Origin of the sequence: Priestia endophytica, assembly GCF_026790145.1 — a bacterium.
GTDB lineage: Bacteria > Bacillota > Bacilli > Bacillales > Bacillaceae_H > Bacillus_I > Bacillus_I endophytica_A.
The window spans coordinates 56,030-68,348 of the sequence record NZ_JALAMS010000018.1; the positions used below are offsets into that span (position 1 = coordinate 56,030).

General features: G+C 38.4%; 14 protein-coding genes. 13 read left to right on the plus strand and 1 reads right to left on the minus strand.

Features of this window, described 5'->3' with window-relative positions; genetic code table 11:
• The first annotated feature begins 31 nt into the window (after positions 1-31).
• The 6 genes from ybaK to MOC86_RS14080 all read left to right on the plus strand — a co-directional run bounded on the left by ybaK (position 32) and on the right by MOC86_RS14080 (position 4,887).
• Positions 32-514, plus strand: coding sequence for a Cys-tRNA(Pro) deacylase (gene ybaK, locus MOC86_RS14055; RefSeq protein WP_268584717.1), 483 nt, complete (start codon positions 32-34; stop codon positions 512-514).
• A gap of 468 nt (positions 515-982) precedes the next feature.
• The gene (locus tag MOC86_RS14060; protein WP_268584718.1) at positions 983-2,179 is read left to right on the plus strand and encodes a cytochrome P450; all 1,197 of its coding nucleotides are present in this window, start codon (positions 983-985) and stop codon (positions 2,177-2,179) included.
• A gap of 605 nt (positions 2,180-2,784) precedes the next feature.
• Positions 2,785-2,979: a hypothetical protein gene (locus MOC86_RS14065; RefSeq protein ID WP_268584719.1), complete on the plus strand. Its 195-nt coding sequence runs from the start codon at positions 2,785-2,787 to the stop codon at positions 2,977-2,979.
• A 45-nt stretch (positions 2,980-3,024) separates the two neighbouring features.
• Entirely contained in the window at positions 3,025-3,687 is a 663-nt protein-coding gene (locus MOC86_RS14070; RefSeq protein WP_268584720.1) for a hypothetical protein, read from the plus strand.
• Positions 3,688-3,730: 43 nt separating this feature from the next.
• Entirely contained in the window at positions 3,731-3,886 is a 156-nt protein-coding gene (locus tag MOC86_RS14075; protein ID WP_268584721.1) for a hypothetical protein, read from the plus strand.
• A 74-nt stretch (positions 3,887-3,960) separates the two neighbouring features.
• On the plus strand, positions 3,961-4,887 hold the full coding sequence (locus tag MOC86_RS14080; protein ID WP_268584722.1) for an alpha/beta hydrolase: 927 nt from the start codon (positions 3,961-3,963) through the stop codon (positions 4,885-4,887).
• Positions 4,888-5,030: 143 nt separating this feature from the next.
• Here MOC86_RS14080 and MOC86_RS14085 read toward each other — a convergent pair whose 3' ends face one another.
• Positions 5,031-5,390 (minus strand): hypothetical protein, encoded by a 360-nt coding sequence (locus MOC86_RS14085; RefSeq protein ID WP_268584723.1) that lies wholly within the window; start codon positions 5,388-5,390, stop codon positions 5,031-5,033.
• Positions 5,391-5,874: 484 nt separating this feature from the next.
• Between MOC86_RS14085 and MOC86_RS14090 the strand changes: the two genes are divergently transcribed.
• From MOC86_RS14090 to MOC86_RS14120, 7 genes are all read left to right on the plus strand, one after another.
• A complete protein-coding gene (locus tag MOC86_RS14090) occupies positions 5,875-6,423 on the plus strand; it encodes a hypothetical protein (protein WP_268584724.1) in 549 nt (182 codons plus the stop codon).
• A 290-nt stretch (positions 6,424-6,713) separates the two neighbouring features.
• On the plus strand, positions 6,714-7,133 hold the full coding sequence (locus MOC86_RS14095; protein WP_268584725.1) for an SRPBCC family protein: 420 nt from the start codon (positions 6,714-6,716) through the stop codon (positions 7,131-7,133).
• Positions 7,134-7,508, plus strand: coding sequence for an ArsR/SmtB family transcription factor (locus tag MOC86_RS14100; protein WP_268584726.1), 375 nt, complete (start codon positions 7,134-7,136; stop codon positions 7,506-7,508). It begins immediately after the preceding gene.
• Positions 7,509-7,896: 388 nt separating this feature from the next.
• The gene (gene hemG, locus MOC86_RS14105) at positions 7,897-9,279 is read left to right on the plus strand and encodes a protoporphyrinogen oxidase (RefSeq protein WP_268584727.1); all 1,383 of its coding nucleotides are present in this window, start codon (positions 7,897-7,899) and stop codon (positions 9,277-9,279) included.
• Positions 9,280-9,599: 320 nt separating this feature from the next.
• Positions 9,600-10,844: a serine hydrolase domain-containing protein gene (locus MOC86_RS14110; RefSeq protein ID WP_268584728.1), complete on the plus strand. Its 1,245-nt coding sequence runs from the start codon at positions 9,600-9,602 to the stop codon at positions 10,842-10,844.
• A 491-nt stretch (positions 10,845-11,335) separates the two neighbouring features.
• Positions 11,336-11,641 carry a L,D-transpeptidase gene (locus MOC86_RS14115; RefSeq protein ID WP_268584729.1) on the plus strand — a complete coding sequence of 102 codons (306 nt, stop codon included), beginning with the start codon at positions 11,336-11,338 and terminating at the stop codon, positions 11,639-11,641.
• Positions 11,638-12,096 (plus strand): L,D-transpeptidase family protein, encoded by a 459-nt coding sequence (locus MOC86_RS14120; RefSeq protein WP_268584730.1) that lies wholly within the window; start codon positions 11,638-11,640, stop codon positions 12,094-12,096. Before MOC86_RS14115 ends, MOC86_RS14120 begins: the two co-directional genes overlap by 4 nt.
• Positions 12,097-12,319 lie beyond the last annotated feature (223 nt).

Below are 12,319 nucleotides of genomic sequence, written 5' to 3' on the forward strand. Positions count from 1 at the left end.
TAAATCTGTTATGATAATAGTGGTGATAATAATGGGGAAAAAAGTAGACAAAACAAACGTCATGCGAATCCTTGATCAGAAAAAGATTTCGTATCGCGATTATTCTTTCGATAGTACAAAGCTTCAAGGAATTGAAGTTGCCACCTATCTTAAGGAAAATCCTGAACAAGTATTTAAAACACTTGTTACAGTAGGGAAATCAAAAGAACATTATGTCTTTATGGTGCCAATTGCAAAAGAGCTAGATTTAAAAAAAGGGGCGAAAGCAGTAGGAGAGAAGTCAATTGAGATGATTCTGCAAAAAGACCTTTTACATCTTACAGGATATGTACATGGAGGGTGTTCTCCTATAGGAATGAAAAAACAGTTTAAAACGTTTATCGATGATACAGCGAAAACCTTTAATACCATTTATTTTTCTGGTGGACGTGTAGGACATCAAGTACAAGTGTCACCAAGTGATCTGCAAAAAGTAATCAGAGTTACTTTTGCGCCAATTACAAAAGATACGTAAAATTAGGACCAGCTAAGTGGAATCATAAAAATTATACAAGCTGATTATTAAAAAATCGTACGTAGTGTTTTTAGTAGCTCGGTTTTGTGGAAGTCTAAGTGTAATAAAAGTTTGAAAGGTTACCTTTTAACAGATGGTTGCTTGTGAGCAAAACGAAACTGTCTCCGCTTTCATTACCGCTGTGAAATGCATCTCAAATGATCTCATAATGAACAATCTACTAAAGGAGTTAACTTAAAAGTTAACTCCTTTACGTTTGTTATAGGGAAACCTGAAAGTAGGTCTGCTGTCATATTTACATGATATATAGAGGAAAAAGGGGAGTTTGTTTAGAAACTAGAAGAGAAAGGGAAAAAGATAGATACGTATGAAGGTTGATGGTTTTAGATAACCGTATTTCATTGTTAAAAGACCTTCTGTCTTAGAAAGCTCGGTTTTTTGATTATTTATGAAAAAGGAGCGAGTATAATGAAACAAAAAACATTGGGGTTTTTTTCAAGACATACATTTTCTACTCCAGAGGAAAATTGGAACGGGCGGTTTGAATGGTATGAAAAAATGAGAAAGACTTCACCTATTACATACAATGAAGAGGAGAATTGCTGGGATATATTCTTATATGAAGACATTGAAGCAATTATCAAAAATAAGGAAGTATTCTCTTCACAGCGACCTGTTCAACAAGGAGAACCAAACATTCTTAGTCTCGATCCTCCTCGTCATACTCAATTACGTTCACTTGTGAGCAAAGCTTTTACGCCAAGAGAATTAAATTTATGGAAACCTCGAATTGAACAAATTACTGAAAACCTTATAGATGATATGAAAGGTAAAACAACGTTTGACTTAATTAAAGATTTAGCGTATCCATTACCTGTTATGGTTATTGCTGATATTCTTGGAGTTCCCGAAGAAGATATGGGGGACTTTAAAAGATGGTCTGATTTATTAGTTGCAGGACCAGAAGATTCATCAGAAGAGGCACTTCAAAGATTACAAAAGCTTCGTACGCAAAGTATTACTGAAATGGATACGTATTTTGAAGAGATTATTAAATACAAAAGAACTCATCCTAAGGAAGACATTATTTCTATTTTAATAGATGCTGAAATAGAAGGACAAAAGCTAACAGACGGTGAAATTGTCTCATTTTGTCGCTTGCTGTTAGCAGCAGGTAATGAAACAACAACAAATCTTATTGGAAATACAATGTATGGGTTATTAGAAGAACCGAGCCATTACCAAGGGCTTCAGCAAAATCCTGAGCATATTACATTAGCCATTGAAGAAGGATTACGTTACCGTTCACCTGTTCAAGCACTTCATAGAATTGCGAAAGAAGATAAGGAAATAAAAGGGCAGCACATAAGAAAAGGAGACTCTGTAACACTATGGATTGGATCAGCTAATCGTGACGAAAATAAGTTTGAAAATGCTGATCAGTTCATGATTAATCGAAAACCTAATCCACATCTATCATTTGGAAAGGGAATTCATTTCTGTTTAGGTGCCCCTTTAGCTAGAATGGAAGGACAAATTGCTTTTGAACAATTAACAAAAGAATTCTCAAAAATCTGTATCCCCCATAATTTTGAATTATTGCCTATTCAAAGTGCATTTGTGTTTGGACTTAAAGAATTTCCGCTAGAAGTACAGGAGAATTAGAGTTTTAGAGGGGTTCTATATTTAGGAATACAATGCAGCACATGAACTTCGATAATTCATTTTTTCTTAATCTAGGGGAAATAGTCTATTTTTAGATTGAAAATGAACATAAAGACTTATCCAATTTTTTGTTTAGATTTTGATAAATATAAAAGAGAATTCGCTAGGGTAATGATGAAGAAGAAAACTGGATAATAAACTTGTTAAATAGAAGAAGATGTTCTCGATTAAGAGAACATCTTTTTTTATTCCCATCATTCATTTATAAAGACAAGGTGTTGCTTCGTAGAGGGATGATAATGTTAGTTTGAAAAAGTATTTTTGTATTTTCCTTTTAGTAGGTAAAGGGATCGGTGTATTATAAATTTTCGTATCGCTCTGTCAATGTGGAAAATCAGAATGTTACAAAATGTTCACTTACGAGAACATTTTTCCTATCGATATAATGACAAATATAAAAATGAAAGGGTGATTAACATTACCAAAACTTAAAAAAGAGAATATATTTTTGGATAGGTAAAGTGTTGATATATTATAGAGCTTGTTCAGTGTCCTAATCGTACATAAACTTATTTTCCAATTATTTTTGTGAAGGGAAGTTAGGTATGAAGCTAAAAAATAAGGAAAAGGCCGACTTAAGAGTTATAATTATGGGAGGAGGAATTGGTGGTACAGCAACCGCAGTTGCTCTACAGAACGAAGGAATTCATGCTGAAATCTATGAACAGGTCTCAGCTATAAAGGAGGTTGGAGCAGGTATTGGTATGCGTCCACCATCTGTAGAGTTGTTCAAGGATTAGAGAATTTATAAGGAAATAGAGAGTAAGAGTTGGTAGAGCGATTTTATGGAGATACTGACCGGTAATCGAGATCTTCTTATAAAAGAAGAGTGCCCTCTTTTTACTGAAAATTCAGATGAAAGATGGGCAAGATTAATTCATCGAGCAGATTTAATTAATACTCTTATTAGTCAATTACCACCTGAATCAGTTCATTTGAACCATAAGTGTGAGCGTGTCATCACCTATAACGATTATGCAGAAGCACATTTTACAAACGGTATCTCTGTTGATGCTGACTTAGTTATTTCAGCGGATGGGATTCATTCAAAGGCTCGTTCGATATTTTGTAATGTCACTCCTGTTTATTCTGGTTATCATGCTTATCGAGCGATTATAAATGAAGAAGCTACATTTGGTCTTGCTTCTGATAACACACTAAGAATTTTTGTAGATGGGCAAGTACAGGTCTATTTGTTGCCATTACAGTATAGAAAGCAAATTTCGGTTGATATTACGGTACCATCCGAAGATCCATCATGGCGGCCGGATATAGAGAAAAAAGATATTCTCAAACACTTAAGAAACTTTGATCCTAAAATCCAACAAATCGTAGAAAGTATAGAAGAGTTTAATTGTCGAGCCCTCTATGATATTGATCCATTAGAGCGTTGGTCTTCTAATTGTATACCCCCTGCTCGGCGATGCTGCACATGCTATGCTTCATAACCAAGGTCAAGGGGCAAACATGGCGATATAAGATGCGGGTGCATTGGCTATTGCGTTGCGTGAAGCAGATTCAATTCCAGAGACATTACGACAATACGAGTCATGGAGAAAACTAATAACAATTAGATATCAAAAGTTATCTCGTCAATTTCCGTCTGAACAAAATGAAACAGCTTTTCCTGAAAAAAACTATTTCTAAAATATCCGTAGATCTGAATATAGCAAACTACGAATAAAAAAATTCTAAACAATAAATGTAGGAGGTTATTTAGTATGCCATTACATCCCCAAATAAAAAAAGTGTTTGATTTAATGCAAAAATTACCGGCTAAACAGGAAGTCATTCCAGAAGAACAAAGAAAAGCTTATATCCCTATCTTACCTGTTGGAAAACGTGTACAAGTTTATTCAGTTGAAGAAAAAAACATCCCAGTTTCTGAAGCAGATATACCAGTCCGAATCTATACTCCAAAGGAAGAAGGCCCATACCCTCTTCTTATGTATTTTCATGGTGGGGGATTTATTGCAGGAGATTTAGAAAGTTACGACGAGATCGTTCGTCCAATTGCAAGCGAATCTGGTTACAAAGTAATCTCTGTTGGCTACCGTCTTGCTCCTGAACATCCGTTTCCGGCTGGTTTACAAGATTGCTATAATGTAACGAAATGGGCAACAGAACATAAAGAGGAATTAAATTGGGATGGTAAGAATCTTGCTGTTGCAGGTGATAGTGCAGGGGGGAATCTAGCCGCTGCTATCTCCCTTATGGCACGTGTCAAAAAAGACTTCACCATTACGAAACAAGTATTATATTATCCAGCACTAGATCTTGACGCTAGTGAATTTCGTTACCCATCCCTCATTGAAAATGCAAAAGGTTATGGCTTAGAAAGTGATCAACTAGCCGAATATAATGCTTTCTATTTAGGTGAAAATACAGATCCTAATAATCCGCTCGTTTCGCCTGTTAAAGAAACAAACTTAGAGAACCTTCCACAGGCACTTGTGATTACGGCAGAATATGATCCACTTCGCGATGAAGGGGAACTATTTGCAGAAAACTTAAGGAAGTCTGGTGTACATGTGGAAACGAAAAGATATAAAGGTGTTGTTCATGGTTTCTTAGGTAAATTCACTCACCTTGATGAATATAGAGATATTTATCAACGTACAGGCGCTTTTTTAAATAAAGAAATTTAATCTATATTGAAGGGTACGATTAGTAGATTTAACCTTCATATATACGCCTACATATTTTCTTATTTGTTTAAAACTCCTCTCAGACTGTAGATAAAAGCCGGAAATCGACGTTCCGGCTTTTTGTCTTACACTCTCCAATTTTTTTAGGATCGCTCATCAAGAAATTTCACTGCAAGTTCAAAGGCAGCAATGCGTCGCTGTATTAATGTATGCTGTGAACTGCCTTGTTTTGCCTTATCATAAAACTTACCCAACATCGGAAGCATTCCTGCTAAAACATCTCGTGCTTCCTTGTTTTCTGTCATATTGTATTCAAAAGACTTTTCCTGCCAGACAGACTGCAAAACCGCCAATCCAACCTTTGCGGCTTTTAATCGTTTTATCAATGTTTTACGGGCCGGAACATCTGATGCCATACTATCTAACGCATGCTCAGACTTTCGGATAACGGACTCGAATGCTGCGATTGCATAGTTTTGTTCTACTGCACTTACTTTTGACATTGTTTCCTCCTAACATAGCCTATGAAGCTGTTAGGTTCACAGACATTCTGATTTTTTTAGAGTGATTGCATTAGCGATTATATATTCAATTATATAAGCTGACAAGGAGGAATCCGTCATAAATAATATGTATTCGATGGAAAAACAGTTTAATAAATAGAAAACCGAACGTAGGCTATTGTTATTAGATTTAGAAATCCTCAAAAAAGGATTCTTTACTTAAAGAAGACAAAAGTAATCATAAAGTAATTTAAAAAATGCGGGTTATTCTTTTAAATAACACCTATATGATAAATATGGTATATATGTTAATATTTAGATTGCGCTTTAGATTATGTATTTATATTAACAATATAGGGTTGCATTATTATATATAAAAGTTGACCAATCGGTAACGAATAAAAAATGGGGTCAAGTTAGGGGGAATTATGAGGAGAGTATTATTATTTGTCATGTTAACGGTGCTTACACTTTCTCTAGTTGCTTGCAATGGAGATGGTTCGAAAAACTTGAAAATTACACTATTTCTGGCGCTAAGTTGACGGAAAGAGAGAAAGCGTTACTCTCAGGCACCGCAGATCAATCTTTTGTATTTGATTTCAATACTGATGATAAGTATAAAGAGGTAGATGTGTGGGTTGAAAAGTATAAATCAGGAAAATTGGTTGGAGAGTTAAACCGTATGTCTACTGAGGTTAAAAATAAGGGTATGATGGTCTTTAGCACAGCAAAAACAAATGAAGAAAGCAACCAAGTTCGTTTTTCGATTAGCATTCATAGTGATGAAGCTACAAGCACGGCATGGAGTCCAGAAACCATGAAAGGTGATAATTTCAGTAATGTCTCGGGAAGTAATCCGTTAGATAACATTTCAATTAAGGATAAGAATATTGTTTTAGTGAGTATAGGTTATCCAAGTAGCAAAGAGGGAACTCGTACTCTGTCTACTGATTTTTATGAGGATATAGATAGTCATATGAACGAGCTGAAAAATTATGATGTTGTCTATTTGCTTAGATGTACATTTAAGTAATGGCGAGGTTTTTAAACAACTTTATTATTCTACTTTTAAGTACAGTAAAGTATCTTACATCAAAGATTAAACCACTATATTCTAACCCCGTTCTACATTCAGAACGGGGTTATGTTAAGTAAATATTGAATAAATCTTTAGTGTTCATTTATGAAAAATGGTTGTCAAATCATGAATAAGTATAAATAGGTGAAGGTAAATTAATATTGACATGAAACCAAAAGGTTTTATATAATGTGAAAAAGTGAAACCAAAAGGTTTCGTATTTAAAGAGGGAAGTAGGAGAATGAATGGAAAATACATTACAAGATATTAAACAAACAGTTGTCATTGAAGCGCCGATTCAAAAGGTATGGGAACAAGTATCTACTGCTAATGGCATTGCAGCATGGTTCATGCCAAATGATTTCCTAGCAGAAGTAGGTCATGAATTCCATTTGCAATCACCTTTTGGTCCTTCACCTTGTAAAGTAACAGAAATCGATCCGCCAAACCGTCTTTCTTTTACATGGGATACGGAAGGTTGGTTTGTTTCCTTTATTTTAAAAGAGTTGGGAGAAAAGACTGAGTTTACACTTATTCATGGCGGTTGGAAACAGCGGGATGAGCTTATGGAGAAAGCGAACGAAAAGGCTTCAGTTATTCACGGTAGAATGTCTGGCAGATGGATAGGAATTATTGAAAATCTTCGTAGGACTGTGGAGAGCTAAGTGTCCGCATCACAACAAAAGCACGATGTATTCCAAGCAATTGCTGACCCAACTCGAAGAGAGGTTCTAAGATTACTTGCAGAAAAGGAATTACCTATTTCAGAAATTACATCCCATTTTCCGATTAGTCGTACCGCCATTGCCAAACATCTACGTATCCTTTCAGAAGCAGAACTAGTCAGTGGACGTAAGGTAGGCAGAGAAAAAATATATCGATTGCATCCTGAGCCGTTAACGGAACTAAAGCAATGGCTTGCTTTTTACGAGAAGTTCTGGGAAAACAAGCTTTCTATATTGAAACATATTGTGGAAAGCCCCGGAGAAAATAGTCTGAAACTAATGAAATCTGAAACCGCAGAAGACCAGGAGAGTTAATTGCCGATCTTTTTTTGTTCTTCAACTAACGATTATGTTAGTTGAGGAACATCTATATAACCTAAGTAAGAAGAACAGCAATTATAAGACTTTGAATGAGATGAATTACATATACTGTTCCCCTGTTTTTTTCCTTCTTTGAACTGTATCACAATTGTTAGACACCACTTACTTTAATGAGTTGGTCTTATTCAAATGCATCTTTCAATGTTAACAATCAGCTAATTCCTTTCATCCTAAAACATTCACCTTTATAATAAAACAAAAGGATTTGAAAATCAGCGACACTATTATTAATATCAGTGAGGAAATTTGGATAGTGTCTGTAAATACTTGGATGGCACCTGTCGCCTTCTAAGATATGGAATGATATAAGAGGTGGAAGTAAGTGAAAACAGTTGTTGTGATTGGTGGCGGTATAACGGGGTTATCGGCCATGTATGAATTACAAAAATGGAAAAAGGCGAATAGGGAAGATGTCAGGCTAGTTCTGGCTGAAGCGTCCAATCAGCTTGGCGGGAAAATCCGAACAGTCAAACGAAATGGTTTTTTAATGGAAGCAGGTGCAGATTCGATTGTGTCCCGTAAATTGGAAACAATGCCTGTGATTGAAGAACTTGGTTTAGAAAAGGATGTTGTTTACAATGCGACAGGCCGTTCTTATATATACACTGACGGAGAATTAAAGCCCATTCCGGATGATGCTGTCTTCGGAATTCCTGCAAGCATAGAATCGTTGGCGAAGAGCACGCTCGTTTCTGCCGAAGGAAAAGTGGCGGCAATGAAGGATTTGTATACAACTAATAAAATATTTACGAAAAACGATTCTATCGGTTCCTTTCTTGAGTATTTTCTTGGAACAGAGTTGGTTGAAAAACAAATTGCCCCTGTTCTTTCCGGTGTCTATTCTGGAAAACTTAGTGACTTAACCATTGCCTCTTCTCTTCCGTATTTAATAGATTATAAGGAAAAATACGGAAGTATTATAAAAGGGCTTGAAGCTAATAAACAGAAATTTAAAGGCGGGGAAAGAAAGTTTCTTTCTTTTCAAAATGGCTTAGATACATTAATTGATGCGTTTGAGGAAAATTTTGTTGACGCTGAAATTTTGAAAGATACCAAAGTCCATAAAATTGAAAAAGAAAACAGCCATTATCATGTGTATCTAAACAATCAGGAAAGGATCGAAGCGGACTACATCATACTTAGCATTCCACATACAGCTGCTGAATCTTTAATCAATGACCCGGATCTTAAAAACGAATTTGCTGGGTTGAAAAGCAGTTCATTGGTTAGTGTGTATCTTGGCTTTGACGTTCCTGACAGCATCCTGCCCGCGGATGGCACGGGCTTCATCACTGCGAATACTAATGAATTGTTTTGCAATGCCTGTACATGGACAAGCCGAAAATGGGTCCATACCTCAAAATCCGGCAATCTGCTAGTCAGACTTTTTTATAAAAGTAGTCATCCTTCATTCGCTTCATTAAAGAACATGAACAAAGAAGAACTGCTTGAGATTGCTCTAGGCGATATTCACAAAAGCTTGGGGATTGACGCTGAGCCAATAGCCAGTGAAGTAACCAATTGGACAGACCAAATGCCGAATTATTTGATTATCCATCCGCAAAGTGTAGAAGCTCTGGAAAGCAAAATGGCAGCCGACTATCCTGGAATCATTCTTGCCGGTTGTTCCTATTACGGAGTGGGCATTCCTGACTGCATCAAAAACGGAGCAGATTCAGCAAGGAAGCTTATACAGATGTTTTAATATAGAAAAAGGAGGTGCTCCTAAAAGGTATACTTTTGGGACACCTTCTTTTTTTGTTTATGCAAAATTTAGTTACTTTACCCGATTAGGAATTATAAGTAGGTTTTACCTAATTTTGTTTTAAAGTTACATTCGCATAAAACTTTAAATCTTATTTATCGGATAGCGTACCTTTAGGTATAGAATTCAATGAACAGTTATATTTATATCCAAAAGAAAATAGATTAGATAGAGTGACAAAGGGCTTTCAAGCATGAATAACAAAACAGAATTTGTAGAACAAATAGGGCTGATAATAAAAGTAAAGAGAGGAAAACCAAATGAAAAAGATTACAATGGGACAAAGCAATAGCGGCTTCTCCAAAACAGGGCTGAGCAGAATGCGCGACGTGCTTGCAAGGCATGTCGAGTCCGGGAAGATTCCTGGGCTCGTCGCCCTGGTCAGCCGGTACGGTGAGACGCACGTCGAAGTGATCGGCACGATGCGCCATGACGATGGCACACCGGTGCGCCGGGACACGATTTTCCGGATGGCGTCCACTTCCAAGCCGGTCGCGGTCGCGCCGGTGATGATCCTGCTCGACGAGTGCAGGCTGCGGCTGGACGATCTGGTAGAGACGTGGCTGCCCGAACTCGCCGACCGGCGGGTACTGAAACGGGCTGACGGCCCGCTTGAAGACACCGTGCCGGCGCGGCGGCCGATCACTGTACGGGACCTGTTGACCTCCACGTTCGGGCTCGGCATGGATATGACGTCGCTGGGCACTCCGATCATGAACGCGATCTTCGAGCAGGGGCTTACGCCCAATCTACCGGAGCCGATGCCCGAGCCGGATGAGTGGATGCGCCGCCTTGGCACGCTTCCGCTGATGCACCATCCTGGAGAGCGCTGGCAGTACCAAATCAGCAATGATCTACTCGGTGTGCTTGTCGCCAGGGTCACGGGCCAGTCGTTTGAGACGTTTCTGCGCGAACGCATTTTCGACCCCTTGGGCATGAAGGACACCGGTTTCTACGTGCCTGCCAACAAGATTGACCGGCTGCCAACCCTCTACGCCCCTGACCCGCAGACCGGAGGGTTCATAGTTTGGGACGAAGCCAAGGGGGGACGCTACAGCCAGCCTCCAGCGTTCCAGGGCGGCGGAGGCGGACTGGTCTCCACCGTCGACGACTACCACGCCTACTTCCGGATGCTGCTGAATCACGGGATGCACGGGACCGAACGGATCCTATCCCGCCCCGCCGTCCAGTTGATGACCACCAACCGCCTCACGCCCGAGCAACAAGCCGCCCGAAACGCCATGGCCCGCAACAACGTCCATGTGTCATTCGGCCAAGGGCAGCACGGCGGCTGGGGCTTTGGGATGGCGGTGCGTACCTACCGTGGTGACTACGCGTCCATCGGCCAGTTCGGCTGGGACGGCGGAAGCGGCACCGCGACGTACGCTGACCCGGAAAAACAGCTCACCGGAATTCTGCTCACCCAGGTCGGAGCGTCCACTCCAGATTCATCGCGGCTTATCCATGACTTCTGGACCTTGGTCTATCAGGCAATCGAAGACTGATACCGAGCTCGCGGTTCGTTGTTCGTTTAAAGAAAGGCCGGTTAATTTCATCGATCTTATTGGGAAAGAACCATGACCCGACGCGGAGTTGGTTGGATGAAGTGGAAGCGGGCAGGGGCATGGCCGCACGTTCTATGAGATCTATTCAAAGCTTGCAATCATCGAGAGATCTAACGAGGTCACCAATAAATAATTTCCAATTTAATTACATCTACATTGCGGCTAGTGTCAGCTTTGCTGGTACTAACCCAAGTAGTAATTTCCGATAACAAAGATTATATTAACTATGTTTATATATCATATACAATCTATAAAATAGAAAAAACCTACTGTTTCGGGGACAGTAGGTTTTTTTCTGCTTTTTCAACATCTAAAATTTTAATCTACATAAATATTGTATTTGGTAATAGGACAAGAAAAATGTTCATTAAATAAATTGAAAAGATTATAAAAAGAGAGAGAGTATTGAGGATTAGAAAGGGGGAAAGAATTTGTTTAAAAAAGGGTTTATACTCTTCATTTTGGTTTTTTTGGTATTTTTTAGTGTAGAGGGAATTACTAGTTCTGCAGCAGGCAGTAAATTTATCATTGTTAATAAGGCAAACAATCAGCTTGCTTATTATGAAAATAGCCATTTGAAGAGAGTCTTTAAAGTGGGAACAGGGAGAACGCCCTCTTTAACACGGGAAGGTACATTTAAGATTGTGAACAAGATTGTGAATAGACCTCTTACTATACGGGAAACATCCCAGAGGGCGATCCAAGAAATCCACTTGGGAACCGATGGCTTGGTTTGAATGCACGCGGAACATGGGGTACAACTTATGCGATTCATGGTAATAATAATCCGAGTTCAATTGGTTATTATGTAAGCAGTGGATGTATTCGTATGTATGATAATGATGTAGAGTGGTTATTTAGCCAAGTGCCAACCAATACAACGGTTATCATCACAACTTCCGGAAAATCATTCGATTCTATTACAATAGCATATGGACTTATAGGATCAAGCAATAATAACAATGGATCAACACCAGGACCTTCTACCGGAACTATTTTAAAGAAAGGCAGTCGAGGTAGCCAAGTGCAAATTCTTCAGCGTAAGTTAACGTCTCTTGGATATAGCACCAAAGGAGTAGACGGAATTTTTGGTGCGAATACCGATCAGGCTGTTCGTCAATTTCAAAAAGCACGCCATTTAACAGTAGATGGAATTGTGGGGCCTGCAACAAAAAAAGCACTTGGAATTTGATAAAGTGAGAAGATAAATAACTTTTTGAAAAGGGATAATGAATTTCAACCAATGAGGAAAGATGTTGAAAGAAACAAAAGGTTATATTGTATATTCAGAAAAATTCACTTCTCTTTTATTATATTCAATTGAGGTTGGGTAACTAGATGCCTAACCTTCTTTAATGCTTATAATCTTCATTATGTAAACTAAAGTTGCATAGAACATTGATTATATAAGGAAG